Origin of the sequence: Amycolatopsis sp. NPDC101161, assembly GCF_044768185.1 — a bacterium.
Classification (GTDB): Bacteria; Actinomycetota; Actinomycetes; order Mycobacteriales; family Pseudonocardiaceae; genus Amycolatopsis.
The window spans coordinates 1,121,989-1,146,051 of record NZ_JBIWPI010000003.1; the positions used below are offsets into that span (position 1 = coordinate 1,121,989).

At 73.4% G+C, this 24,063-nt stretch carries 25 protein-coding genes; 13 read left to right on the top strand and 12 right to left on the bottom strand.

What is annotated here, in order from left to right; all coding sequences use genetic code 11:
- Nucleotides 1–49: 49 nt before the first annotated feature.
- The 3 genes from ACIRSS_RS26760 to ACIRSS_RS26770 all read right to left on the bottom strand — a co-directional run bounded on the left by ACIRSS_RS26760 (nt 50) and on the right by ACIRSS_RS26770 (nt 2,812).
- Entirely contained in the window at nt 50–343 is a 294-nt protein-coding gene (locus ACIRSS_RS26760; RefSeq protein WP_400899498.1) for a hypothetical protein, read from the bottom strand.
- Nucleotides 344–408: 65 nt separating this feature from the next.
- On the bottom strand, nt 409–1,605 hold the full coding sequence (locus tag ACIRSS_RS26765) for a hypothetical protein (RefSeq protein ID WP_400899500.1): 1,197 nt from the start codon (nt 1,603–1,605) through the stop codon (nt 409–411).
- Nucleotides 1,606–1,861: 256 nt separating this feature from the next.
- Entirely contained in the window at nt 1,862–2,812 is a 951-nt protein-coding gene (locus ACIRSS_RS26770) for a hypothetical protein (RefSeq protein ID WP_400899502.1), read from the bottom strand.
- 173 nt (nt 2,813–2,985) lie between these two features.
- Here ACIRSS_RS26770 and ACIRSS_RS26775 point away from each other — a divergent pair, with 173 nt between their 5' ends.
- The 5 genes from ACIRSS_RS26775 to ACIRSS_RS26795 are packed head-to-tail and all read left to right on the top strand — an operon-like array spanning nt 2,986 to nt 6,592.
- Nucleotides 2,986–3,234 carry a PLD nuclease N-terminal domain-containing protein gene (locus ACIRSS_RS26775; protein WP_400899504.1) on the top strand — a complete coding sequence of 83 codons (249 nt, stop codon included), beginning with the start codon at nt 2,986–2,988 and terminating at the stop codon, nt 3,232–3,234.
- On the top strand, nt 3,231–4,133 hold the full coding sequence (locus ACIRSS_RS26780; RefSeq protein ID WP_400899506.1) for an ABC transporter ATP-binding protein: 903 nt from the start codon (nt 3,231–3,233) through the stop codon (nt 4,131–4,133). The genes ACIRSS_RS26775 and ACIRSS_RS26780 overlap by 4 nt, the downstream gene beginning before the upstream one ends.
- Nucleotides 4,130–4,804, top strand: coding sequence for a hypothetical protein (locus ACIRSS_RS26785; protein ID WP_400899508.1), 675 nt, complete (start codon nt 4,130–4,132; stop codon nt 4,802–4,804). The genes ACIRSS_RS26780 and ACIRSS_RS26785 overlap by 4 nt, the downstream gene beginning before the upstream one ends.
- Before the next feature lie 25 nt (nt 4,805–4,829).
- Nucleotides 4,830–5,951, top strand: coding sequence for a sensor histidine kinase (locus tag ACIRSS_RS26790; protein WP_400899510.1), 1,122 nt, complete (start codon nt 4,830–4,832; stop codon nt 5,949–5,951).
- Nucleotides 5,948–6,592, top strand: coding sequence for a response regulator (locus ACIRSS_RS26795; protein ID WP_400899512.1), 645 nt, complete (start codon nt 5,948–5,950; stop codon nt 6,590–6,592). Before ACIRSS_RS26790 ends, ACIRSS_RS26795 begins: the two co-directional genes overlap by 4 nt.
- Here ACIRSS_RS26795 and ACIRSS_RS26800 read toward each other — a convergent pair.
- The 5 genes from ACIRSS_RS26800 to ACIRSS_RS26820 form a co-directional block, all read right to left on the bottom strand.
- Nucleotides 6,589–7,146: a PadR family transcriptional regulator gene (locus ACIRSS_RS26800; protein ID WP_400899514.1), complete on the bottom strand. Its 558-nt coding sequence runs from the start codon at nt 7,144–7,146 to the stop codon at nt 6,589–6,591. The genes ACIRSS_RS26795 and ACIRSS_RS26800 overlap by 4 nt on opposite strands.
- A 6-nt stretch (nt 7,147–7,152) precedes the next feature.
- Complete coding sequence (locus ACIRSS_RS26805; RefSeq protein ID WP_400899516.1) at nt 7,153–7,542, bottom strand: nuclear transport factor 2 family protein; 390 nt, start codon at nt 7,540–7,542, stop codon at nt 7,153–7,155.
- Nucleotides 7,543–7,760: 218 nt separating this feature from the next.
- Nucleotides 7,761–8,195, bottom strand: coding sequence for an Ohr family peroxiredoxin (locus ACIRSS_RS26810; protein WP_400899518.1), 435 nt, complete (start codon nt 8,193–8,195; stop codon nt 7,761–7,763).
- Complete coding sequence (locus ACIRSS_RS26815; protein WP_400899520.1) at nt 8,192–8,935, bottom strand: SDR family oxidoreductase; 744 nt, start codon at nt 8,933–8,935, stop codon at nt 8,192–8,194. Before ACIRSS_RS26815 ends, ACIRSS_RS26810 begins: the two co-directional genes overlap by 4 nt.
- A gap of 56 nt (nt 8,936–8,991) precedes the next feature.
- Nucleotides 8,992–9,588: a hypothetical protein gene (locus ACIRSS_RS26820; RefSeq protein WP_400899522.1), complete on the bottom strand. Its 597-nt coding sequence runs from the start codon at nt 9,586–9,588 to the stop codon at nt 8,992–8,994.
- 71 nt (nt 9,589–9,659) lie between these two features.
- On the opposite strand from ACIRSS_RS26820, the gene ACIRSS_RS26825 reads away from it, so the two are divergent.
- Both ACIRSS_RS26825 and ACIRSS_RS26830 read left to right on the top strand, forming a co-directional pair.
- Nucleotides 9,660–10,067 (top strand): cupin domain-containing protein, encoded by a 408-nt coding sequence (locus ACIRSS_RS26825; RefSeq protein WP_400899524.1) that lies wholly within the window; start codon nt 9,660–9,662, stop codon nt 10,065–10,067.
- A 73-nt stretch (nt 10,068–10,140) separates the two neighbouring features.
- Nucleotides 10,141–11,016 carry an RNA polymerase sigma-70 factor gene (locus ACIRSS_RS26830; protein WP_400899526.1) on the top strand — a complete coding sequence of 292 codons (876 nt, stop codon included), beginning with the start codon at nt 10,141–10,143 and terminating at the stop codon, nt 11,014–11,016.
- A gap of 4 nt (nt 11,017–11,020) precedes the next feature.
- Here the strand turns inward: ACIRSS_RS26830 and fadD8 are convergent, their stop codons facing one another.
- A complete protein-coding gene (gene fadD8, locus ACIRSS_RS26835) occupies nt 11,021–12,616 on the bottom strand; it encodes a fatty-acid--CoA ligase FadD8 (protein WP_400899528.1) in 1,596 nt (531 codons plus the stop codon).
- Nucleotides 12,617–13,109: 493 nt separating this feature from the next.
- On the opposite strand from fadD8, the gene ACIRSS_RS26840 reads away from it, so the two are divergent.
- On the top strand, nt 13,110–14,396 hold the full coding sequence (locus tag ACIRSS_RS26840; protein ID WP_400899530.1) for a sigma-70 family RNA polymerase sigma factor: 1,287 nt from the start codon (nt 13,110–13,112) through the stop codon (nt 14,394–14,396).
- A 32-nt stretch (nt 14,397–14,428) separates the two neighbouring features.
- Here ACIRSS_RS26840 and ACIRSS_RS26845 read toward each other — a convergent pair whose 3' ends face one another.
- The gene (locus ACIRSS_RS26845; protein ID WP_400899532.1) at nt 14,429–16,717 is read right to left on the bottom strand and encodes a PQQ-dependent sugar dehydrogenase; all 2,289 of its coding nucleotides are present in this window, start codon (nt 16,715–16,717) and stop codon (nt 14,429–14,431) included.
- 95 nt (nt 16,718–16,812) lie between these two features.
- On the bottom strand, nt 16,813–17,436 hold the full coding sequence (locus ACIRSS_RS26850) for a TetR/AcrR family transcriptional regulator (protein ID WP_400899534.1): 624 nt from the start codon (nt 17,434–17,436) through the stop codon (nt 16,813–16,815).
- 80 nt (nt 17,437–17,516) lie between these two features.
- On the opposite strand from ACIRSS_RS26850, the gene ACIRSS_RS26855 reads away from it, so the two are divergent.
- The 5 genes from ACIRSS_RS26855 (at nt 17,517) to ACIRSS_RS26875 (ending at nt 22,975) form a co-directional block, all read left to right on the top strand.
- On the top strand, nt 17,517–18,356 hold the full coding sequence (locus ACIRSS_RS26855; protein ID WP_400899536.1) for an NAD(P)H-binding protein: 840 nt from the start codon (nt 17,517–17,519) through the stop codon (nt 18,354–18,356).
- Nucleotides 18,357–18,399: 43 nt separating this feature from the next.
- Nucleotides 18,400–18,921, top strand: coding sequence for a PadR family transcriptional regulator (locus ACIRSS_RS26860; protein WP_400899537.1), 522 nt, complete (start codon nt 18,400–18,402; stop codon nt 18,919–18,921).
- Nucleotides 18,918–19,598, top strand: a complete 681-nt coding sequence (locus tag ACIRSS_RS26865; RefSeq protein WP_400899539.1) for an ABC transporter ATP-binding protein — start codon at nt 18,918–18,920, stop codon at nt 19,596–19,598. The genes ACIRSS_RS26860 and ACIRSS_RS26865 overlap by 4 nt, the downstream gene beginning before the upstream one ends.
- Nucleotides 19,599–19,749: 151 nt before the next feature.
- Nucleotides 19,750–21,984, top strand: a complete 2,235-nt coding sequence (locus tag ACIRSS_RS26870; protein WP_400899541.1) for an FtsX-like permease family protein — start codon at nt 19,750–19,752, stop codon at nt 21,982–21,984.
- 172 nt (nt 21,985–22,156) lie between these two features.
- Nucleotides 22,157–22,975, top strand: coding sequence for a hypothetical protein (locus ACIRSS_RS26875; RefSeq protein ID WP_400899543.1), 819 nt, complete (start codon nt 22,157–22,159; stop codon nt 22,973–22,975).
- 7 nt (nt 22,976–22,982) lie between these two features.
- Here ACIRSS_RS26875 and ACIRSS_RS26880 read toward each other — a convergent pair whose 3' ends face one another.
- Nucleotides 22,983–23,825, bottom strand: coding sequence for an alpha/beta hydrolase fold domain-containing protein (locus tag ACIRSS_RS26880; RefSeq protein WP_400899545.1), 843 nt, complete (start codon nt 23,823–23,825; stop codon nt 22,983–22,985).
- Between the last annotated feature and the right edge of the window lie 238 nt (nt 23,826–24,063).

The window sequence follows — 24,063 nt, forward strand, 5'->3', positions numbered from 1 at the left end:
CTTCGCGCAGCAGGGAACACGACGCCGGGCGCGGCGTCGTGGAACGGGTTCAGCTCGCGAAGGCAGGCGGAGCGCGGGTGGACCGCGAAGTGGGGAGGGCGACGGCCCGCAGCGCCGCGCCGGGGAGTTCGGCGCGCCACCACTTCGGGGCGGGCGCGACGGTGGCCGAGGACGGCGTGAGCGCCCACGGGACCGGGGTGGTGGCCGGGCCGCGGGGGACGGCGGGCCGGACCGTGACGAGGTCGTGCGCCGGCGCGGTGGCCACCGCCGGGCCCTCGGGTGCCGGCGACCACGCGGGAGCCGCCGGCGTCCCGCCGAAGAACAGCAGGACGGCAAGCAGCAACCCGAGGCGGCGGTACCGCCTCGGGTTGCTCAGCTGTCCGAATCGTCCGATGTGGTCAGGCTACCTCAGCCGCCGCCGTAGGTGGCCTGGGTGACCGCGAAGACGTTGCGGTTGCCCGCGCCCTCCTGCAGCGACCACAGCAGGTCGGCGGCGGTGTCGTCCTCCCAGTAGGACAGGCTTTCGCCGCTGCCCACCCACGCGAACGTCGACGGCCCGGCGGTCGGCGTCCAGTAGTAGAGCTGCTTCGAGCCGGACGAGTTGAACCACCAGCGCCCGTTGTGCGACGCCACGCCGTTGAGCTTGTACCAGGGCAGCTGCAGCGCCTGGCTCGCCGTCGTCGTGGCGGCGAACGTGCCGGACGAGGCGAACGGGTAGCGGATCGCCCGCGGCGCGCGGTTCGGGTAGTCCGTGCAGCCGGACGGGCAGGTGTACTCCGTCATCACGATCGACTTGCTCACCCGGTCGAGGGAGATCGACGACCACGCGAGGTTCGTGCCGGACGTCGTCTTCGACGTGACCGTGCCCACCTGCGGCAGGACGTACCCGTAGTTGTGGGCGTAGTACGTGCTGCCGGACTGGTGCCCGATCTGGTCGGCCGTGCCGCCGGGGTCGGTCTTGAGGATCTTCCGCATGTCGAAGACCCGCATGCCCTTCCCGGTGTCGGCGACGTAGAGGTAGTCGCCGTACCAGGAGACGCCGCCGGCGTGGATCGGGATGTCCTTGAAGTCCGGGGCCGCCGCCGTGCCGGTCGGCTCGACCAGCAGCACCTTGCGGTACTTGTTCGGGTAGGTGGCGTCCCAGTCGGCGAGGGTGATCCGGCTGCGCGTCTGGCCGCCGTCGCAGCCGTCCTTGGTGTACCAGCTGACCAGGACGAGCTGGTGCCCGTCGTAGTTGCCGCTGTTGGCCGTGCCGACGGCGTCGCGGCTGGTCGTGATGCCCTGCGGGTAGTTCGTGCAGTCGGAGTTGTCGCCGCTGTCGAACCGGAACCCGGTCGACAGCCCGGCGACGGAGAACGACGACGGCAGCGCCGCCCGGTCGTGGTTCGCGTTGTCCATGACCGTGTGGACGGCCGCCGTGCCCAGCGTCGAGACGAGCGCCGAGTTGACGGTGGCGAACTGGTCGTAGCTCGCGGCCAGGGTGTACTGCGAGGCGGGCAGGGTGGTCGGCCCGGCCGCGGCGAGGGCCGCCGAGGGCGCGGCGACCAGGCTCGCGAGGACGCCCGCCCCGACGGCGGCGTTCACCACTCTGTGGCGCAATGACATGAGACCCCCAGTAGTCCGATCAATGCCCGGGACAAGGTAGAACCGGGCGGGGTGAATGGGCAACAGCTTCCCGGTGAAAAAGGGAAGATCTTTTCGCGACGTCTCACATTGAGACCTGCGCGGTCCGGGTGACGTGCTGTGATCGCGGGCATGGAGTCCGAACCGGAACCCGGCGAGCACCGGGTGTGCTTCGAGCGGGCGCTGGTGCCCGCCGGGTGGCAGATCGATTTCGAGGACGCCGGCGCGGTGCGCGGGGCTACCAGCTCGACGGCACGTAGGCCCAGCCGAGGTAGTCGGAGCGCTGCGCGTACGTGCTCGTCTGGTACACCGACGGACCGGTGCTGATCGCGACGCCGCCGCCGAGCGCGAGCATGATGTGCCCGTTGCTGGTCGTGCTGGTGAAGAACACGGCCGCGCCGGCCGGGGCGACCGAACCGGTGTGGATGCGGCCATTGGCCTTCTGCCACTGGTAGTGCGTGGTGGCCGAAGCGAACCGGGCGCTGGTGCCGAAGGAGCGTTCGACGAACAGCTCGCACTGGTTGTTCCAGTCGGTGTGGCCCAGGCGCGCCTTGGCGAACGCGATCGCGCTGTCGGCGCGCGGGTCCGCCGGGAACGCCGTGCCGCCCGCCTTGAGGCCGTCGGTGTCGCAGTGCGGGACGCCGTCGACGAACCCGTCGGTCCCGGTCTTGACCACGGCGTCCGGCACCCACAGGTTGTCGCTGGTGAAGTCCCAGATCTCGTCCGACGCCGTGGCCTGGCAGACCACCGGCACCGACGCGCCGGCCGGGTACTTGTCCGCCACGCTGCCGGCCGCGTCCGCCGCGTCGCCCTTGTGCGCGCGGCCGTTGAGGTCGGCCTTGGCCGGGAACGCGTGCGGCGTGGTGCACCGCGGCGCGACCATCGACGTCGAGCCGGTCTTGACGTAGGCGTCGGGCACCCAGAGGCCGTCCGTGGTCAGGTCCCAGATGCTGCTGCCGCCGTACGCCGGGCCGGTGTCCTGGCACGCCAGCGTCACCGAAGTGCCCGACGGGTACATGTCGGCGATCCGCTGCCGGCCGACGGCCACGTCGGGGTCCTTGACGGTCCGACCGTCCACTGTGGTCGTCACGGGGTAGGCCGACGCGGCCTCGGCCGCGGGTGCGGCCAGCCCGGTCAGCGCGACGCCCAGGCCGATCGTGGCCACGGCCGCCTTGAGTGTGGTGTTCACGTTTCCTCCATCGGGATGTCCGGCGAATCGTCGGCGGACGCCGTACAAGAGCCGTACAAGCCCGCCGGGCGGCCTAGTACTTTCCGCCTAGCCCGGACTCCCCGAAGATCGGATGTGCGGGCGCGCGCGATCGGCGATCTTGGCTGTGGGACACCGACGTGAGGAGAACGCCCATGCAGCCGGCCGCCCTGATCCGAGGCCACGAGGAAACCTGGTCGTGGCTCTTGCTCGGCCTGACGGGGGCCGTGTTGCTGGCCTTCGTGGTGCTGTTCCTGGCCGCGCTGGTCAGCATCCTCGGCTCGCGGCTCACCGGCGGCATGAAGCTCGTCTGGGTGATCTTCGCCTTCTGCGCGCCGTTCCTGGGCAGCCTGCTGTGGTTCGCGGTCGGCCGTCGCGACGCCTACCTCCCGGTCCGCCGGTGATCGTCGCGGACGGGCTCGCGAAGACCTACCGCGGCGGCGCCGGTGTCGAGGACCTGTCCTTCACCGTCCGGCCCGGCGTGGTGACCGGTTTCCTGGGGCCCGGCGGCGCCGGCAAGTCGACGACCATCCGGCTGATGCTCGGCCTGACCCGCGGCCGCGGCCGCACCACCTTCGGCGGCCGGGTGTACGCGGACGTCCCGGGTCCACTGCGGACGGTCGGCGCGCTCACCGACGCCGCCGCCGTGCACCCCGCCCGGCCGGCCGCCGCGCACCTGCGGATGGTCGCCGCGGGCGGCGGCTTGCCGGCGCGGCGCGTGCGGGAGGTCCTCGCGACCGTCGGCCTCGAGTCCGTCGCGAACAGGCCCGCCGGCCGGCTCAGCCTCGGCATGAAGCAGCGGCTCGGCCTGGCCACGGCGCTGCTCGGCGACCCGGAGTACCTGGTCCTCGACGAGCCGGCCAACGGGCTCGACCCCGGAGGCGTGCGGTGGATCCGCGACCTCCTGCGGCGGCTGGCGGGGGAGGGGCGCACGATCCTCGCGTCGTCGCACCTGCTGGCGGAGATGTCGCTGCTGGCCGACGACCTGATCGTCATCGGCGCCGGCCGGCTCGTTTCGGCCGGGCCCCTGGACGAGTTCGTCCGGCGGCACGCGCACGCGGACGTCGTGGTGCGCGCCGAGCAGCCCAGCGTGCTCATGGTCGCGCTGGCCCGCGCCGGGCTGCGCGTGCGGCAGGAAACCGGCGAACTGGTCGTCGAGACCGCCGACCCCGAGCGGGTGGCGGCGGTCGCCGGCCGCGCGGGCGTCGCGGTGCGGGAGCTGTTCGTGCGGCGCAGCGGGCTGGAGGACGCCTTCCTCGCCGCGACCGCGGCCGCCGGCCGGTACCGGACGGAGCTGCCGTGAAGCACGCGCTGGCCTACGAGTGGGTGCGGGCCCGCTCGCTGCGGTCGACGTGGCTGCTGCTGGCGGGAGCGGGGGTGCTCCAGTTCGCGTCCGGCCTGTTCTGGGGTTTCAAACGTGACTTCGGCGCGTTCACCTCGGCGTTCGGACCGGCCGCCCGCCTGGGGGCGCTGCTGGTCGCGGCGATCGGGATCGCCGCGTTCGGGCTCGACCGTCGGCACGGCACCCTCGCGACCACGCGGCTGGTGCTGCGCTCGCCGGTCCGGATCGTCGCCGCGCGGGCCCTGGTCACCGCCGGGCTCGCGCTGCTGGGCGGGGTGCTGATGGTGGTGCTGACCGCCGCCGGGGTGCTGACCGGCGGGGGCGCCCTGCCCGCCGGCGCGGGGGCGGCGGGCAGGGCGGCGGCCGGGGTGCTCGCGCTGACCGTCCTTTCCGGACTCGCCGGGGTCGCGCTCGGCGGGCTGCTGCGCCACACCGGGCTCGCCGTCGGGTTGTTCGCGGGGTGGACCTTCGTCGCCGAGACGGCGCTGGCGACGCTCACGCGCGTGCCGGTGGCCGTGCTGCCCTTCGGCGGCACGGCCCGGTCCGCGCTGCCGGGGACGGCGGTGTTCGCCGCCCTGGTGGTCCTCGCCCTGGGCGCGGCGACGTTCACCCTGGCTCGCCGTGACGGCTGACCGGGCGCGCCCTAACCTGGGCACGGTGAAGCGCTGGCTGAGCTGGTCGGACGGCCGCGTCGTCCTGCTGGCGCTCGACGTCGCGGTGGCGGCGGCCACGATCGCGGTCAGCCTGCTCGGCGGCGACCCGCGCGACCAGCACCCGGCGCTCTACGTGCCCGCGGTGGTCGTCTCCGGGCTCGCGCTGCTCGCGCGGCGCCGGTGGCCGCTCCTCGTGCTGGCGGTCGCCGCGCTGTGCTTGCTGGCCGGCGTGACGCTGCTGCCGGTGACCATCGCGACGTACTCGGTCGCGGCCCGGCACGGTGTCAGCTGGCAGACCGGGGCCGCGGTCGTCGTCGCCGGCGCGACCGGCAACGCGTTCGGCGTGCTGCGGCAGCCGGGGGGCTTCATGATGGTCGCGCTCGTGCTGGGGTTCTTCGTGCTCGGCCCGGTGCTGGGCGGGCTGTGGATGCACCAGCGCGCGACGTTGCTGGCCGTGCTGCGGGACCGCGCCGAGGAGGCCGAGCGGGCCCGGACGCTGCTGGCCGACCAAGCCGTCTTCGCCGAACGGCGGCGGATCGCGCGCGAGATGCACGACGTCGTCGCCCACCGCGTGACCGCCGTCGCGCTGCAGGCGGGCGCGCTGTCGCTGCGGGCGCCGGACGAGAAGACCGAGCAGGCCGCCGAGACGATCCGGGCCACCAGCGCGACGGCGCTCGACGAGCTGCGCGGCATCCTGCGCGTGCTGCGCGACGACGCCCCGGCCTCGGACGCGGGTCCGGGCGTGCTGGCGTCGCTGGAGGACCTCGTGGCGGAGGTCGCGGCGACCGGGGCGCGGGTCGAGCTGACGCTGCCGGATCCGCTGCCCGCGGTGCCCGACCAGGTCGGCCGGGCCGTCTACCGGGTGGTGCAGGAGTCGCTGACCAACGCGGGGAAGCACGCGCCGCACGCGGCCGTCGACGTCCGGCTCGCCTTCACCGGGGAGCGGCTGGCGGTCGAGGTCACCAACCGGCTGACCCCGCACGGCAGCGCCGTCCCGGGGTCCGGCTACGGGCTGGTGGGCATGCGCGAACGCGTCGAGCTGGCCGGGGGCGACCTGCGCACCGGCCCGACGGGGGACGGCCGATTTCAAGTGTCCGCGGGGTTCCCGGTCGGGAGGGGCGAGTGACGGTCAAGGTCGTGCTGCTGGAGGACGAGGAGCTGGTCCGCAGCGGCATCCGGATGATCCTCGAGTCGGCCGAAGACGTCGAGGTGGTCGCCGAGGACTCGAACGGCGCGCGGGCGGTCGAGCTGACCGACCGGTTCCGGCCGGACGTCGTGCTGACCGACGTCCAGATGCCGAAGGTGGACGGCATCGAGGTGGTCAAGCTGCTCGCGGCGCACCCCGCGGCGCCGGCGGTGGTGGTGCTGACGACGTTCGACGTCGACGAGTACGTCTACGCGGCCCTGCGCCACGGCGCGGCGGGCTTCCTGCTGAAGGACACTCCGCCCCGCGAGCTGGTCAACGCGGTCCGCGTCGCGGCCCGCGGCGAGGCGATGCTGTCGCCGAAGATCACCAAGCGGTTGCTGACGGACTTCGCTTCCGGGGGCGGGAGTTCGCGGGCCCGCGCGCGGCTGGCCGAGCTGACGCCCCGGGAGCACGACGTCGCCGTCCACATCGGACGCGGGCTGAGCAACGCGGAGATCGCGAAGGCCCTGGTGGTGAGCGAGTCGACCGTGAAGGTCCACATCGGACACATCATGGCCAAGCTGGAGGCGGCCAACCGCACCCAGGTCGCGCTGCTGGTCCACGATGCCGGCCTGGGCTAGCGCGGCACCCGGCGTTCGAGGATTTTCAGCGACTGCTCGCACCAGCGGAGGTTCTCCCGCTCGAACGCCAGCCCGCGCATCAGCGTCAGGTACGGGCCCACCCGCTCGGCCTCCGCGAGGTACTCGTCCTCGAACCGGCCGTCGAGCAGACCCGCCCGCAGGCGCTCGTAACGGGCGATCTTCGTCTCCGCGCGGCTCATCCGCTCCGCCAGCGCCCGGCGGACGGCTGCCTCGTCACCGGAGTCGAGCGCCTGGACCTGGATCAGCAGCTCGTCGCGGATCACGCCCGGGCGCGGCGGGTGCGCCGTGAACTCGTGGAGGGCCCGCGTGCCCGCGGCCGTCAGGGAGAACAGCCTCTTGTCCGGCCGCTTCTCCTGGCGGACCAGCCGGGCGCGGACCAGGCCCTCCGCTTCCATCCGGTCCAGTTCGCGGTAGAGCTGCTGGGGTGTCGCCGGCCAGAAGTTCGCCACCGACGCGTCGAACCCCTTCGCCAGGTCGTAGCCCGAGGCCTCGCCCTCGAGCAGCGCCGCCATCAGCGCGTGACGGAGAGCCATGGTGAACTAGTTGAGTGCTTCGCGCTGGATCTGGTCGAACTGGGCCGCCATCGCTTCCGAAAGCGCCTGCGCGGCCGACAGCGGCCGGACCATGACCGTGAACTCGTCGATCAGCCCGTCGTCGTCGAAGTGCAGGAAGTCGCAGCCCTCGACGCGCGCGTCACCGATCCGGGCTTCGAAGACGAGCGCGTGGTCCCGGCCTTCGCCGCCGCTCAGCTCGCGCACGTACCGGAAGTCTTCGAAGACCCGCAGCACGCCGCGCAGGATCGCGGCCGTGATCGCCTTGCCCGGGTAGGGCTTGAACGCCACCGGGCTGCGGAACACCACGTTCTCCGCGAGCGTCGCGGCCATGGCCTCGGGGTCACGGGCCTCGACGGCCTTCCGGAAGCTGGTCATGCCTCACCTCACCTAGTCAATTAGTTGAGTAGGAGTGTACCGCTCGGCGACCCACCGGCCCACCACAGCACTGCGACGCGGGCGGCCCGCACTCCGGCGCGGAAGCGGCGTCCGGCGGCGGGACCCCGCCCACCGGAACGCCGCCGACCTCGGGCCCACCGACGACCAGCGCTGCCTGCGCGGTGCCCAGGTCACGCCGATCCGGACCACGACAGCAGTCAGCCCAGCTTCGCGTACGGGCACAGGGTTTTCGCCCGCTCGACCAGCCGCTGCACGTCGTCGGTCCCCGGCCACGTCACCGCGACTTCGGTGCGCAGCAGGGAACCGGCGCCGGCCGGGTCGCGGCCGACGGCCACCGTCACCGCGACGGTCAGCGCGGCCGGGTCGGCGCCGGTCTCCCGTGCGAGCACGCTCAGCGTCGCGTGGAAGGAGGCGGCGTACCCGGCCGCGAACAGCTGCTCCGGGTTCGTGCCGGCGCCGTCGCCGCCGAGTTCGGCGGGGAGCCGCAGGTCGAGCCGGAGCGTGCCGTCGGCGGACCGCGCGCGGCCGGACGCCCGGCCGTGCGCGAGCGAACCGCCGTCCACCGTCACGGTGGTCGTGTAGAACGCCGTGCCCGCACGGGTGGCGCCGGGCCACCCGTGCGGCGCCGTCACGACCGGGCCAGCCAGTCGGCGAGCTTGGTCTCGGCCAGCTTCGCGTCCGGGCCGGGCAGGAGGTCCCGCGGTCCCGGCACCGCGCCGAAGTACGGCGCCTCCGGGTCGGTGACGACCTCGCGCGGGTCTTCGCGCGCGGTCAGCACGGTGCGCACCCACTCGTCGAGGCCGAAGACCTCCGGGCCGGCGATCTCGGTGACCCCGCCGACCGGCTGCCCGGCCGCAGTCCGGGCGACGGCCGCGGACACCTCGGCCGCCGCCATCGGCTGCACGCCCGCGCCCGGCAGCCGCACGACGCCGTCCGTCGTCGACGTGTCCGCGATCCCGCCGGCGAACTCGAAGAACTGCGTCGCCCGCACGATCGAGAACGGCAGGCCCGACTCGGTGATCAGCTTCTCCTGCGCGACCTTGGCGCGGAAGTACCCGACGTCCGGCTGCCGGTCGGTGCCCACCACCGACAGCGCGACGTAGTGCGTGACGCCCGCTTCCTTCGCCGCCGCGACGAGGTTCCCGGTCGAGGTGCGGAAGAAGTTCATGACGTCGTCGTCGGCGAACGACGGCGAGTTCGACACGTCGATCAGGACGTCCGCGCCCAGCAGCACCTCCTTCAGCCCTTCGCCGGTCAGGGTGTTCACCCCGGTGCTGGGGGCGGCGGCGACCGCCTCGTGGCCGTGCTCGGCCAGCCGCGCGACCACGTTCGTGCCGATCAGGCCGGTTCCGCCGATGACGACGACCTTCATGTCCGTTCCTTCCGCTCGGGCGCCGTCCCGGATGTCCCGCAACGGCTGCGCACCCACTAGGACAAGACGGCGCGTTCGTTCGTGACAACGGGCCAGCCTCGCAGCTTCGCGGGGTTGAGGACGAGCCAGAGGTCGGTGATCACCCGGTCGCGGGCCCGCCAGAGGACGACCGCCGCAACGCGGTCGTCCACCCGCACGACAAGGCCGGTGCTCCCGTTGACCGAGCGCTCGGCCACCCGCGTGCCGGGCCGCGGCGCGAGCAGGGTCAGGACGGCCCTGGTCACTTCGGTGCGGCCCCGCAGCGGCCGGTCCGCCGTGCGCAGCTTCCCGCCGCCGTCGAACCAGGCGGTGACGTCGTCGGCCAGCAGCGCACCCAGTGCCTCGACCGACTCCGCGGAGCAGGCGGCGCGGAGTCGCCCACCGAGCTCGTCGGGTGTGGTGCGAGGGGCCGCGAGCCGGTGCAGGCACGCGCGGCCGACCGCCCGGGTCAGCCAGTCCGCCGGCGACGCGACGGCTGCCCGGTCGGCGGGACCGAGCGCGTACCAGGCCCGGTAGGCCTCGTCGGCGACCTCGCCGGACCCGGTGAGCCAGGTGGCGACGTCCTCGAGGTGACGGCGTTCGGCCAGCAGCTCGGCCAGCGCGGGATCGACCATGCCCGTTCGACAAGACAGCGGCCCGGAACGTGACGTGTCACAACGGCCGGGGCTGTCTTGTCCTCACTGGCATGACCACCCACATCCCGGGGCCGCCCCCGCAGCTGGACGTCGTCGCGACCGTGCCGGGCGCGCCGCAGATCCACGAAAACGCCGAAGCCATGACGATCCTCGTCACGCTGCCGCCGGGCAGCCCGGGCGCGCCGCCGCACCGGCATTCCGGCCCGGCCTACGGTTATGTGCTCAAGGGCGAGATCGTCTTCGAGCTGGAGGGCGAGCCCGAGCGCGTCGTCAAGGCGGGCGAGGCGTTCTGGGAGCCCGGCGGCGACGTCATCCACTACCAGGACGGCAACCACCTGTCCGACGCCGAATCGGCGTTCGTGGTCACGATGTTCTGCGTGCCCGGCCGGCCGATGCTGGAGCCGGTGAGTGCGGAAGAGCTGGAGCAGCGCCGGGACCGGCGGGCGCCGCGGCCGTGATTCGCCGGATCGGATGATCAACGCAGGTCTTCCGCGGCCGGTACGCTGCCGCTGTCAGAAGGGATCCGCACGCATGGAGGACACCGGCCTCGAGGACGCGACCGCCGTCTTCGCGGAGGTGCGGCCGCGGCTCTTCGGCATCGCGTACCGCATGCTGGGCAGCGCCGCCGACGCGGAGGACCTGCTCCAGGAGGTGTGGCTGCGCTGGCAGGCCAGTGACCGGGCCGCCGTCCGCACCCCGGCGGCCTACCTCGCCACGACGACCACCCGGCTGGCGATCAACGCGACGAAGACGGCGTACGCGCGCCACGAGACCTACATCGGTCCGTGGCTGCCCGAGCCCGTGGACACCTCGGCCGATCCCCAGCTGGGGGCCGAGCGGGGTGCGGCGCTGGAGCTCGCGGTGCTGCTCCTGCTGGAGAAGCTGACGCCGACCGAGCGCGCGGCTTACGTGCTGCGCGAGGCGTTCGACTACCCGTACGTCCAGATCGCCGAGATCGTGCAGACGACGGAGGTGGCGGCCCGGCAGCTCGTCAGCCGCGCGCGCAAGCACCTGGCCGCGGAACGGCGGACGCCGGCCGCGCTGCCCGAGCAGCGCCGGCTTCTGACCGCGTTCGTCACCGCGGCCCAGGAAGGCGACTTGTCGACACTGGAGGAGCTGTTCGCCGCCGACGTGATCAGCTACTCCGACGGCGGCGGCGTGGCCCGCGCTTCGCGCATCCCGGTGCGCGGCGCGACGACGGTGGCCAAGTACGTCCGCGCGTTCAAGGACCGCTTCTGGGTGGGCGTGACCGTGACCCCGGCGCTCGTCAACGGCGCGCACGCGATGCTGCTTTCCCGTGACGGCGAGGTGTTCACGGTGCTGACGGTGACCGCCTCGGCCGCGGGCATCGACCAGGTGCTGTGGATGATGAACCCGGGCAAGCTCAAGGCGGTCGTCGCCGTATAACGCCCTACACGCTCGCGCGGCGGGGCTCGTACTTCGCCCGCAGCGCCTTCTTGTCCGGCTTCCCCAGCCCGGTCATCGGCAGCGACTCGGCGATGATCACCTGCTTCGGCACGTGCACCGGGCCCTTGCGCTCCCGCACCGACGCCTGGAGCTCGCCGGTCAGCTTCTCGATCGCGGCGTCGTCGGTGGCCGCGTCGGAGCGCAGCACGACCACCGCCGTCACCGCTTCGCCCCACTTCTCGTCCGGGGTGCCGATCACGCCCACCTGCGCGATCGCCGGGTGCTCGGCCACCACGTCCTCGACCTCGCGGGGGAACACGTTGAACCCGCCCGTGACGATCATGTCCTTGACGCGGTCGACGATGAACCAGAAGCCGTCCTCGTCTTCGCGGGCGACGTCGCCGGTGTGCAGCCAGCCGTCGCGGAACGTCTCCGCCGTCACCTCCGGCAGGTTCCAGTACCCGGCGGCCAGCAGTGGGCCCGCCACGCAGATCTCGCCCGGTTCGCCGGGCGCGACCGGGTTGCCGTCGGCGTCGAGCAACGCCGTGCGCAGGAACGCCGACGGCCGCCCGCACGAGGCCAGCCGCGCGTCGTCGTGGTCGCCCTTGGCGAGGTAGCTGATCGCCATCGGCGCCTCGGACTGGCCGTAGTACTGCGCGAAGATCGGCCCGAACCGGTCGATCGCCTCGCGCAGCCGCACCGGGTTGATCGACGCGGCGCCGTAGTACACCGTCTGCAGCGACGACAGGTCGCGCGTGTGCGAGTCGGGGTGGTCCATCAGGGCGTAGAGCATGGTCGGCACCAGCATGGTGGCCGTGATCCGCTCCTCTTCGATGATCCGCAGGACGTCGGCGGGGTCGAACTTCGGCACGACGACCAGCGAGCCGCCCTTCAGCAGCGTCGGCGCGAAGAACGCCGCGCCGGCGTGGGAAAGCGGGGTGCAGATGAGGAACTTCGGGGCCTCCGGCCACTCCCACTCGGCGAGCTGGATCTGCGTCATCGTCGCCATCGCCTGCGCGGTGCCCATGACGCCCTTGGGCTTGCCGGTCGTCCCGCCGGTGTAGGTGATCGAGACGACCTGGTCCGGCGGCAGGGCGGCGGGCTCCAGCGGCCCGGGCGCGAACTTCGCGGCGGTCGCGGTGAGGTCGTGCCCGACGTGGGCCAGCGGCTCGGGCACCGGCCCGATGGTGAGCACCTGCGTGAGGCCGGGGACCTTCTCGAGCAGGCCGAGCGCCCGCTCGACGAACATCGGCACCGGGTCGATGATGAGCGTGGTGATGCCGGCGTCGCCCAGGATGTAGGCGTGGTCGTCGAGCGAGCCGAGCGGGTGCAGCGCCGTCCGCCGCGAACCCTGCAGCTGGCCGGCCGCGATGATCAGCAGGACCTCGGGGCGGTTCAGCGAGAGCAGCGCCACCGCCGCGCCCGTGCCGGCTCCTAGCTCCTCGAAGGCTTGGGCGTACTGGCTGACCTGCTCGGCGGTCCCGGCTCCGGTCATCGTGGTCTCGCCCAGCACCATCACCGGCGCGTCCCGGTGGCGTTTCAGGGCGGAGACGACCAGGTGGCCGAGGTGGTTCGGATACCGCATCGCCGGTTCGCCCATCGGAGTCCCTTCCCCGCCGTCAGACTAGAACACGTTATAGTTCTATGCCCTGGACCGTCCTGGCGCAAGTGCTTGCGGCTGACGGCGGGGAAGGGAACAGGTTTCATCGCGACTGTGGTTCATCAGGCCCTCGTGGATCCCGCGCACCGGTTGAACAGCGTTCGCTCAAGTGGTCGACCGCACGGCGGACCGCCTGCGAAAGCACGCCGTAGGAAAGGGATGCGTGCACGGGACGACGATTGTCCATTTAGGACAGTGAGGCGGTGGCTGCCGCCCTTCGTTTCCGCCGCCTCCGGTAACGTCGCGGCAGCGACACTTCGCCGGACCGGGAGGAAACCCGGCGGGAACGCTCGGTCACCTGACAACACGGGGGTCGGGGACGCCCGCCGCGGAAGAAAAAGGGCTTTCCGTGCCGAGACCTTGCGCCCGGCCGCTCGGTGGACGACTATCGCGGGACGTTCTGCACGTGCAAGCGCACGAGCAAGGGGGAGTGGTGACCGAGGTGGCACCGGCGGTGGCCGGGACGGCGGACGTCCCGAGCGACGCGGTCTTGATCCGGGCGGTGCGCGACGGGGATCTCGCCGCGTACGGCCAGCTCTACGACCGGCACCTGGTCGCCGCCCGCCGGGTGGCGGCCGCGATCGCGTCGGGTGAAGCGGAGCGGGACGACCTCATCGCCGAAGGGTTCACCCGCGTACTGCGGATCCTGCGCGCCGGCGAGGGCCCGGACGAAGAGTTCCGGCCCTACTTGCTGACGACGATCCGGAACACGATGATCAGCTGGCGCCGGCGCGACTCCGCGCTGTCGCTGGTCGCCGAGGTGCCGGACGTCCTGCCCAGCGAGGGCAGCGACGAGCCGGTCGGCAGCCGGATGCACGCCACCGTCGCCGCGGACGCGTTCGCGAGCCTGCCCGAGCGGTGGCGGTCCGTGCTGTGGCGCACCGAGATCGAAGGCGAGTCGCCGGCCCGGATCGCCCAGGACCTCGGCATGACGCCGAACAGCGTCGCCGCGCTGGCCTACCGCGCCCGGGAAGGGCTGCGGCAGGCCTACCTGGACCAGCACGTCCCCGAGGCCCGGCGGCGCAACTGCCGGATCATCTCCGGCCAGCTCGCCCGCTGGGTGCGCGACGGCGTCGGGGACCACAAGAGCCACCGCATCACCACGCACCTGGACCGCTGCGCGGACTGCCGGAAGCTCGCCGTCGGGCTCAAGGAGCTCAACGCGGAGCTGCCGGCCACCGTCGCCCCGCTCATCCTCGGCATCCCGGTCGTGACGCACTGGCTGACCACCGGCGGAACCGTCGCCTCGTCCGGCGCCGCCGGCACGGGTGCGTCCGCGCTGTCGTGGGCCACCGCGGCGAAGGTGGCCGCCGCGAGCGCGGCGCTGGTGACGACGGTGACCATCGGGGCGAGCAGTTCCGACATCGCGCCCCCGCCCCCGGCGACCGGCGCGGACGGCTCGACCACGCAACCGGTGGGCACGCGACCCGCGCGGCCCGGGGCGACCGGGGGCGCCGGCCCTCAGCTCACCTCGGTTCCGGCGGCCGCCCCCGGCGAACCGGCCACCGGGGACGAAGCCGCCGGGGAGTCCGGGGCCACGCAGGGGAACGGACCCGCCTCGCAGGCGAACGAAAACGCCACGAAAGACAAGGCAGCGGCCCAGGAGTCGAGGCAGGCCGCCAAGGAGTCGAAGCAAGCGGCGAAGGAATCCACGAAGGCCGCGAAGGAGTCCGCGAAAGAGTCGAAGAAGGCGGAGAAGACGAAGCAGCCTCAGGGCTGATCCGGCCCCCGCGCGGGGGCCGGATCACCCGCTCAGCAGGGCTGCAGCAGCCAGCAGAGCCGGTACTTCGCCTGGTAGGTGGCGGAAGTCGCCGGAGCGACGATGTTCTGCGTCCGCGCCCCGCCGTGCGCCCAGCTCGTGAAGGCGTACTTGAGGTTGAGCGGCGGCAGGTTCTGCGGGCTGTCCGCGCTGATCGAGTTGGTCGAGCCGGCGATCACCGTCCGGGAGAACGGCGTGCGCTGCTGCGTCCCGCCGACGGTCAGCAGTGCCTGGTCGGGACTCGACGTGAAGCTCAGCGTCACCGTCTTCGGCTGCAGGTCGACCGTCTTGGACCCGGTGCGGCCCGTCGAATCCGTCGCCGTCAAGGTGAGCTGCAGGTACGACGGGTACTCGTGGTCCGGCGCGACGAACGTGCCCGCCGCGACGCCCGGGAAGTCCTGGACGTTGTGCGTGTGGCAGGTGCCGTTGGCCGCGCAGTGCCGGATCGCGAGCCGCCACGACAGCGCCGAGGGCGGCAGGTCGCCGTCCTGGGCGTCGATCGCCCGGCCGGAGAACACGACGGTCTGGCCGACCGACCAGGTCAGCGCCGCGTCGGGCGCGTCGATGACCGGGACGGGGTCGAGCCCGGCCGGCGTCCCGACGGTCACCCGGACCGTCGTGGTCGCCGTCGCGCCGTGGGAGTCGGTCACCCGCAGCCCGGCGTCGACCGCGGCCGACGTCGTGTAGGTCCAGGTGGGCCGGGCGGCGGACGAGTCGTCGTACGCGCCGTCGGCGTCGAGGTCCCAGGCGTAGGACAGCACGTCCCCGGAGTCCGGATCGGTGGACCCGGTGCCGTCGAACTGCACGGTCAGCGGCGCCGGGCCGCTCGACGGCGTCGCCGTCGCGGCGGCGACCGGCGGCCGGTTGGTGCCGCCCGGGTAGCTCACGCGGCGCAGCTCGCCACTGCCCAGCGCGACGTAGAAGATGTCACCGCCGGGTCCGGTCAGCACCTGCACGGGTGTGCTGGCGCCGGTCACGAACGGCACCAGGCGGCTCGGGCTGGGCTGCCCGTTCGCCGTCTGCATGGCCCAGATGCAGCCGCGCGAGGAGTCGGCGAAGAACAGCGCGCCGGCGTACGCGGCGGGATAGTTGCTGCCCGACTCGAAGGCGATCCCGCTGATCGACGAGCCGCCGGTCGGGCACGGGTCGCCCGCGACGACCTTGGCGTTGTGGTTGTAGGCGTAGTACGGCGCGGTCTGCCCGCCGGCGGCGTACAGCGATTCGCAGCGGTCGAGGTTGGCGCCGTCGTAGCCGGCTTGGCGGGCATTGCCTTCGAAGCACGGCCAGCCGAAGTTCTCGGCCACCGCGTCCCCGGCGTTCGCGACGCGGTTGATCTCCTCCCACGTGTTCCAGCCGACGTCACCGGCCCACAGCTCGGCGGTCCCGGGCCGGAACCCGAACCGGAACTGGTTGCGTGCGCCGTAGGCGATCACCCGCCGTGCGTTGGCGTCGGTGCTGCTCGCGAAGGGGTTGCCGGGCAGGCCGTCGCCGGTGTCGGGGTCGATGCGCAGCAGCGTGCCGTTGAGCAGCACGGGCTGCCCGGCCGCGCGGCGGGGGGACTGCGACCGCAGCGCGCCGCCTTCGGCGTTCGGCGGGGCGAGGTTGGTCCCGGCGGGGGAGGGCGGGTCGGCGCACGGGTTGCCGGTCTGGCCGTAGTCGGCGTAGTTGAAGCTGGCGCCGTCGCCGCCGCCTGCGTACAGGGCGCCGTCCGGGCCGAAGGCCAGCGCGCCCACCGAGTGGCTGGGGAACTGCTGGCACCACCCGGTGACGAGGGGTTTCTCGCTGACGGCGGTGCCGTCCGGGCCCATGGTGAGCCGGGAGACCCGGCCGGTGACCACGCAGCCCTGGTCGGTCGCGCCCGGCGGGGTCGGGCAGGCGTCGCCCCACTGCGGCGCGGTGCCGCCGGGCAGGGCGTCGAGCGTGTAGGAGACGTAGACGTACGGCCGGGCGGGGAACGCGGGGTCGACGGCGAGGCCGAGCAGGCCGCGGTCCCAGAAGTCCTGGGTCGGCGTCCGCAGGTCGGCGAACACCGTCGCCGTCGGGTCGGCGAGGGAGTCGAAGACCTTGACCAGGCCGCTCTTCTCGGCGACGAACACCCGGCCGTCGGGCGCGAACGCCGCGGCGGTCGGCGAGGTCAGCCCGCCGATCGCGACGGTGTCGGTGAACCCGGTGGGCACGGCGGCCGCGGGTGCGGCGAGGGCCACCGCGAGCGCGGCGGCGACCGGCACGACGACCGCCGCGGCGAGGGCGCGGCGCGATCTTCGGGGGAACGGGAAAGGCATCACGAGGACTCCTGGTGCGCGGGGACCGGACCGTCCCCTATGGCGCCGGAAGTCCGATAGTTGTTACATCAAGACGGAAAATGCACACGAACCGCTCAGTCGCGGCCGAGCCACTCCGCGAGCAGGGCGCGCTCGGCGCCGGTGAGCATCGGCAAGTCGGGTGGGACGGCGGGCGGGGCCGGCGCGTCGGTCAGGATCCGGGCGGCCACGGCTTCGTACATGGCGTCGGCGAGGCCTTCGGTGGGCCGGCTCAGCAGGGCGAGCACCGCGCCGGTGCCGGCGGCGTGGATCAGTTCGACGGCGAGGGCTTCGGGGACGCGGAGCCGGCCGGCTTCCGCGACGCGGTGCACCCGGGCGCGCAGGACGGCGAGGCCCGCCTCGGCCGCCGGGGACGTCCGGCCCGGCGTCACGAGCAGGCCGAACAGGGCCGGGTTGGCCAGGCCGAAGCCGAGGTGCGCGGTCCAGCCGGCGCGGAGGTCGTCGACCGGGTCGCGGTCGTCGTCGGCCGCCTTCTCGCTGACGTAGGCGGCGGAGACGTGCTCGGCGACGGCGTCGAGCAGGGCGTCCTTGTCCTCGAAGAACCGGTAGAGCGCGGGGGCCTGCAGGCCCGCGGCCTGGGCGACCGCGCGGATGGTGAGCGCGGCCGCGCCTTCGTCGTGCAGGAGCCGCGCGGCGGTCTCGAGGATGTGCGCCCGCGTCTCGCTCCGGTCCTTCGCCATGATTTCGATGGTAACGCATACTTGCTATCAGTGGTGCTAACGTGGTTAGTATCAGCGGTAACCAATCGAAGGGGTCGACCATGATCGTGATCACCGGGGGAACCGGCAAGCTGGGCTCGCTGATCGTCGAGGAGCTGCTCCGGCGCGTGCCGGCGGAGCAGATCGGCGTCAGCGTGCGAGAGCCCGGCCGGGCCGCGGGCCTTGCCGGACGCGGAGTGCGGGTCCGGCGCGGCGACTTCGCCGATCCGGAGTCGCTTGCGCACGCGTTCGAGGGTGCTTCCCAGGTTCTCGTCGTCTCGACGGACGAAACGGGGGAGACGGCCGTGAGCCGTCATGCCGCGGCGATCGATGCCGCGCGGGACGCGGGCGCCAAGCGTGTTCTCTACACGAGCCACCAGGCTGCGGCCGAGGACTCGCTGTTCGCGCCGATGCCCGACCACGCCGCGACCGAGCGGCACCTGGCGGCCGGGGTGTTCACCGCGCTGCGCAACGGTTTCTACGCGAGCACCGTTCCGCTGCTGGTCGGCCAGGCGCGGGAGACCGGGGAGCTGGTCGCGCCCGCGGACGGGCCCGTGTCGTGGACCGCGCACGCCGATCTCGCCGAAGCCGCGGCGGTCGTCCTGGCCGGCGAAGGCCGGTTCGACGGGGCGACGCCGCCGTTGACCGCGCCGGTCGCGCACGACCTGTCCGATGTCGCGGACATGCTGAGCGACCTGGGGGGACGCCCGATCCGCCGGGTGGTCGCCGAGGACGACGAGTGGGTGGCCGGCCTCGTCGGGCACGGCGTCCCGGAGGACCGGGCCACGTTGCTGCTCGGCATGTTCCGCGCGGCCCGCCGGGGCGAGTTCGCGGCGACCGGTCCCGAGCTGGAAGACCTGATCGGACGGCCGGCCACCCCGCTGCGGGCCCTGTTCGAGTGATCACTATGCACTCCGGCTATACACCTCGTGTAGAGTCGCATGCATGTCGATCGGACACACCCTGCTCGGGTTGCTGGAGAACGGGCCGCGCCACGGCTACGACCTGAAGCGCGCCTACGACGACCGGTTCGGGCACGACCGGCGCGTCCACTACGGCCAGGTCTATTCGACGCTGGCCCGGCTGCTGAAGCAGGGCCTCGTCGAGGCCGACGGCGTCGAGGCGGGCGGCGGCCCGGAGCGGAAGCGGTACGCGATCACCGAGGCCGGGGTCGCCGACGTCGGCACGTGGCTGGCGACCCCGGAGAAACCCGAGGCGTACCTGCAGAACACGCTGTACACGAAGGTGGTGCTGGCGCTGCTGTCCGGCCGCCCGGCCGCCGACGTCCTCGACGTCCAGCGCACGGCCCACCTCGACGCGATGCGCGAGCTGACCCGCCGCAAGACCGGGGGCGACCTCGTCGACCAGCTGGTCTGCGACCACGCGCTGTTCCACCTGGAAGCCGACCTCCGCTGGCTGGAGCTGACCACGGCCCGGCTCGACCAGCTGGCGAAGGAGATCGCGTGAGCACCGTGCTGCTGGAGGCGGCCGACGTCCGCAAGGCGTACGGGCCCACGGAGGCGCTGACGGCGGCGAGCCTGCGGGTGCGCGCGGGGGAGGTGGTGGCGTTGATGGGCCCGTCCGGGGCGGGCAAGTCGACGCTCCTGCACTGCCTGGCCGGGATCGTCCGGCCGGACGACGGCGCGGTCCGCTACCAGGGTCAGGACCTGGCGGCGCTGACGGACCGCGCGCGGTCGGCGTTGCGCCGTACCGACTTCGGGTTCGTGTTCCAGTTCGGCCAGCTCGTCCCCGAGCTGACGTGCCTGGAGAACGTGGCCCTGCCGCTGCGCCTGAACGGCGAGCGCGGCCGGGCCTCGGCCGGGCGGGCGCTGGAGATGCTGGGCGAGCTGGGCCTGGCCGACATCGCCGGCCGCCGCCCGGGCGAGGTGTCGGGCGGGCAGGGCCAGCGCGTGGCGGTGGCCCGGGCGTTGGTGACGGGCCCGCGGGTGGTGTTCGCCGACGAGCCGACGGGGGCGCTGGACTCCCTGAACGGCGAGCAGGTGATGCAGCTGCTGACGACGGCGGCCCGCGACCGCGAGGCGGCGGTGGTGCTGGTGACGCACGAACCCCGCGTGGCGGCGTATTCGGACCGCGAGGTCGTGGTCCGCGACGGCCGGACCCGGGAGCTGGAGGTGATCCGGTGACGGGGTCGTGGAGAGGGCGGTTGCAGGATCGCGGAGTGGGGGAGTCCGGGGTCGGGGCCTTTGCCGGCCGATCCCGGCGGCGAGGCGCGGCGACGGTCGTGGCTTCGCTCGTGGCCTGGGCTGACCACCTCCGTCCCTCCGAGGTGGTCCGGTGATCCGCCGCTGGACCGCAGACCTCCTCCTCGGCATGCGTCTCGCCCTGGGTGGCGGGGGCGCGCGCACCGCGTTGGTACGGCTTGCACTGACCGCCGCCGGGGTCGGGTTCGGGGTGGTCGTCCTGCTCACCGCCACCTCCGTTCCCCACCTCATCGGCGCCCGGGACGACCGGGCCGGCGCGCGCGTGCTCGACTTCGCCGCCACCGCCCCCGGTGTCGATCCCGTCTACGCCCTCGCCCGGGCCGACGAATACCGCGGCCGCGGCCTCGGCGGCTACCTCGTGCAGCCCACCGGCCCGCACCCGCCCGCCGCTCCCGGCGTCGATCGGCTGCCCGGCCCCGGGGAGGCCGTGCTGTCCCCGGCGCTCGTGGATCTGCTGCAGTCGCCGGAAGGCGAACTCCTGCGCCCGCGGTTCCCCGGACGCGTCGTCGGCACCATCGGCGAAGCCGGGCTGACCGGACCGCACGAGCTCTACTTCTACGTCGGCTCCGCCACCGTCGCGCAGCTGCGCGACGCCGCGCCGGTGAGCCGGTTCGGCGCTGAGACGCACCGGCGTCCCCTCGGCTCGCTCGAGCTGCTGCTCGTCGTGGTCGGCGCGACGACCTGCCTCGTCCCCGTGTTCGTCTTCGTCGTCACCAGCACCCGGCTCGCCGCCGCCGCGCGGGACCGGCGGCTCGCCGCGCTGCGGCTGATCGGCGCCGACCGCGGGCAGGTGCGCCGGATCGCGGCCGGCGAGGCCCTGCTCGGCTCGTTCGCGGGCCTGCTCGCCGGGCTCGGGCTGTTCCAGCTCGTCCGGGTGCTCGTCCCGCGGATCACCGTGACCGCCTTCCGCGGCGGCCTCTTCGGCACCGACCTCGTCCCCGACTGGCGGCTGGGCGTCCCCGCCCTGCTGGTGCTGCCAGTGCTCGCCTGCGCGGCGGCGGTGTTCGCGCTGCGGACGGTCGTCATCGAGCCGCTCGGCGTCGTGCGGCGCGGGACGCGGGTCCGGCGCCGGCTCGGCTGGCGCCTCCTGCCCGCGGCCGCCGGCGGGGCCCTGCTGTTCACCGGCACCGACGACGCCGAAAGCCCCGGCGTGATCGCCGGTATCGTGCTCGTCCTCGCGGCCGTGCCGCTCGTGCTGCCGTGGCTCGTCGAGCGGGTCGCGGGCCTGCTGCACGGCGGCTCGCCCGCCTGGCTGCTGGCCGTCCGCCGGCTCCAGCTGGACAGCGCGACCGCCGCGCGCCTGGTCAGCGGCGTCGCCGTCGTACTAGCCGGATCCATTGCGCTGCAAGGTGTCTACGCCCGCACCGAGAGCGACCGGCCCGCGCCGCGGGAGGTCAAGGTGCTCGCGAGCTACTTCGCCACCAGCTACGCCGACGCCGAGGCGTTCGCCGCCGCCTTCCGCGCGCTGCCGGGCCAACGCGACGCGCAGCTGCGGTCCCGCGGCCTGATCGAGAACGCCGCGGGGGAGCGGGCCTCGATCGCCGTCGGGTCGTGCGCGGAGCTGCTTGCCCGCGCCGGGCTCGTGGACTGCCGCGACGGCGACGTCTACGCCACCGGGTCCGTGGGCTACCTGCCCGAGGCCGGCGACCACGTGTGGTTCGACGAAGCTCGCCGCGCCGGCCCGCACGCCGTTCCACAGTGGACGGTCCCGGCGGTCCACCTCGTCGCCGGCGCCCGCGGCGAATCGGCGTCATTGCTCGTCACCCCGGCCGCGCTGGCGACGGCGACCGGCGTCGGGCTGTCGGTGTCCGCGGACGTCCCCACCGCCGACCCGGACCTGGTGGAGCGCGTCCGGAACACGGTGGGGTGGAACGGAACCGTGTACTCGCTAGGGACCGAGACCGACGGCACGTACGCGCTCATCACCCGGGCGCTGTCGGTCGGCTCGGTGCTCGTGCTGCTGTTCGTCGCGGGCAGCCTGCTCGTCGCCGCGTGGGAGCAGCTGCGGGAACGGCGGCGCAGCCTCGCCGCGCTGATGGCGAACGGCGTCGGACGCGGGGTGCTCGCGCGGTCGCTGGTGTGGCAGCTCGCGATCCCGGTCGCGGTCGCGGTGGCCGTCGCCGTACCGGCAGGGCTCGCCCTCGACTGGCTCGTGCTGACCCTCGTCGTGCACCGGCCGATGGTGGTCGACGGGCCGGCCATCGCGGTCCTGACGGCGACGGCGATCGCCGCGGTACTGTTCGTCACCGCGCTGACACTGCCCGCGTTGTGGCGGACGACGAGCCTGGAGAATCTGCGGGAGGAATGAGCGGGAAAGACGGCGGGTCCGGTTGTTTCCGAATTCACGGGAGCCTCGGAAAGCCTTTTCGGGCAACCGGATCCTGCCCGAAAAGGCGCCCCATCCGCCCTGGCGGCGGTTTCCGTTTCCGGGCATCCTGAATACGCCGATATTCGCCGATCCACGATTTCGAGGCGAGCCGATGCGTATCATGTACGACGCCGTCACCGCGGGCAACATCCTGAAGAAGGACCGACAGCCCGCCCTCGTGGCCGGGTACGTCGACCGGATCAGGCTCGCGCCGTGGAGCGCCGCGGACTGGGGCCTCTTCCCGGACGCGCTGCAGGTGCGGATCGTCAAGAAGGCCTCGACCAACGACGGGCACGTCCTCGACGTCGAGCCGGGGGACGCCACCCCCGACGAGGCGCCGGGCTGGGCCCGGATGCGGCGTGAGTCGGGGTTCGCGCACCCCGTCATCTACTGCAACCGGTCGACCTGGCCGAAGGTGAAGGCCGCGTTCGCGGACCAGGGCGTCGAACCGCCGCTGTACTGGATCGCCACGGCCACCGGCAAACCCGAGATCCCCGCCGGCGCGATCGCCGCGCAGTACCTGCTCGACGTCGCGCCCGGCATCGACGTCTCCGTCGTCGCGGACTACTGGCCGGGCGTGGATTCGCCGGCGTCGCTGACCACCGAACCGGAAGTGGAGCTCATGGAACGCATCACCGTCACCCCGCCCAACGACGGGCAGAACACCGTGCGGCTGAACCTGTCCGGCAGCGCCGGCGCCGCCATCGTCGTCCGCCCCCGGATCAACCGGGACGGCGTGTCGAAGCCGATGTGGGTCGGCAACATCTTCGCGTGGGGCTCCGACAAGGTGGGCGTCGGGCACAACCCGAAGTCCGACCCGAACTACGACGACCGGCTGACGTCCCACCGCCGCTTCGTCCTGCCGGGCGCGGTGTGGGCCGACCTCGAATACAGCGCCGCGGAGGCGTTCGACATCGACATCGTCGGCTGAGCGCCGCTCAGCCCGTCAGCCGGTTGCGGAGGAACGCGATCCCGGCGTCGGTGACCTGCTCGAGTTTCCGCTCGCCGTAGAAGTGGCCCGCGCCGTCCAGCCGGATCAGGTCCGCGTCGGCACCGGCGCGCCAGTACGCGGCGACCAGGGCTTCGCTGTGGGCGATCGGGATGCCGGCGTCGTCGGTGCCGTGGGCCAGCAGCAGCGGCGCCGAGGTCGCCGACGCGTGCAGCAGCGGGCTCGCCGTCGGGCCGGGGAGCCAGTCGTGCGGGTCGTGGCCGCTGCTGTGCAGCACCGAATCCGCCGGGGGCGGCGGGATGCGCGTGAAGTCCGTCGGCGGGCTCCACGCGATCGCCGCGCCGAGGCGGCTCGACGGGCCCGTGATCCCGAGGTCGCCTTCGAAGGCCGGGTCGTCCGCGGTCACCGCGAGCATGGCGGCGAGGTAGCCACCCGCCGAATGTCCCCACGCCCCGACGCGGCCGGCGTCGAGCTCCAGCTCGGCCGCGTGGTGGCGGACCCACCGGACGGCGGCCTTGACGTCGTGCACCTGCGCGGGGAACGGGGCCTCGCGCCCGTGCCGGTACTGCGCCCGCGCGACGGCGAACCCGGCGGCCACCAACCGGTCCGTGACGCGGTCGCCGAGCCGGCTGTGCTTGTGCGACCCGGCCGCCGGCGCGCCGCCGTAGAGGTAGACGACCACCGGGTGGCTCCCGGCGCCCGCGGGGACGACGAGGTCCAGCAGCAGCGGCCGGTAACCGGGCAGGGGTGCCACGAGTGCGTCCCGATAGGACACTCGCGTCTCGGTCCGGTCGGCCCGGGGGAGGGTGAGCGGGGCACGGGAAGTGAGCACCCCGCTACTATCGGGGCATACCGGTCACCGCGGCCAGCCGTATCAGGATGCGGGACCCGAGCCGACCCACTCGGCGGTGCCCTCGCCGCGGTCGGGCTCGGCGAGGCCTACCTCCGCTCGGACCCGGCGCGGGCGCCCGGCTCGCGCCGCGACGATGTCCGTCTACGCGAACGTCCGGGACCTCGATCCACCGGTCCAGCTCGCTACGATCCCGGCAGCGCTGGTACAAGAGCCGTAC

Coding starts and splice junctions, on each gene's coding strand:
- ACIRSS_RS26775 (WP_400899504.1), top strand. CDS start 2,986: ATGCAGCCGGCCGCCCTGATCCGAGGCCACGAGGAAACCTGGTCGTGG.
- ACIRSS_RS26850 (WP_400899534.1), bottom strand. CDS start 17,436: ATGGCGAAGGACCGGAGCGAGACGCGGGCGCACATCCTCGAGACCGCC.
- ACIRSS_RS26860 (WP_400899537.1), top strand. CDS start 18,400: ATGTCGATCGGACACACCCTGCTCGGGTTGCTGGAGAACGGGCCGCGC.
- ACIRSS_RS26875 (WP_400899543.1), top strand. CDS start 22,157: ATGCGTATCATGTACGACGCCGTCACCGCGGGCAACATCCTGAAGAAG.
- ACIRSS_RS26845 (WP_400899532.1), bottom strand. CDS start 16,717: ATGCCTTTCCCGTTCCCCCGAAGATCGCGCCGCGCCCTCGCCGCGGCG.
- fadD8 (WP_400899528.1), bottom strand. CDS start 12,616: ATGGGCGAACCGGCGATGCGGTATCCGAACCACCTCGGCCACCTGGTC.
- ACIRSS_RS26765 (WP_400899500.1), bottom strand. CDS start 1,605: ATGTCATTGCGCCACAGAGTGGTGAACGCCGCCGTCGGGGCGGGCGTC.
- ACIRSS_RS26830 (WP_400899526.1), top strand. CDS start 10,141: ATGGAGGACACCGGCCTCGAGGACGCGACCGCCGTCTTCGCGGAGGTG.
- ACIRSS_RS26825 (WP_400899524.1), top strand. CDS start 9,660: ATGACCACCCACATCCCGGGGCCGCCCCCGCAGCTGGACGTCGTCGCG.
- ACIRSS_RS26815 (WP_400899520.1), bottom strand. CDS start 8,935: ATGAAGGTCGTCGTCATCGGCGGAACCGGCCTGATCGGCACGAACGTG.
- ACIRSS_RS26820 (WP_400899522.1), bottom strand. CDS start 9,588: ATGGTCGATCCCGCGCTGGCCGAGCTGCTGGCCGAACGCCGTCACCTC.
- ACIRSS_RS26805 (WP_400899516.1), bottom strand. CDS start 7,542: ATGACCAGCTTCCGGAAGGCCGTCGAGGCCCGTGACCCCGAGGCCATG.
- ACIRSS_RS26855 (WP_400899536.1), top strand. CDS start 17,517: ATGATCGTGATCACCGGGGGAACCGGCAAGCTGGGCTCGCTGATCGTC.
- ACIRSS_RS26800 (WP_400899514.1), bottom strand. CDS start 7,146: ATGGCTCTCCGTCACGCGCTGATGGCGGCGCTGCTCGAGGGCGAGGCC.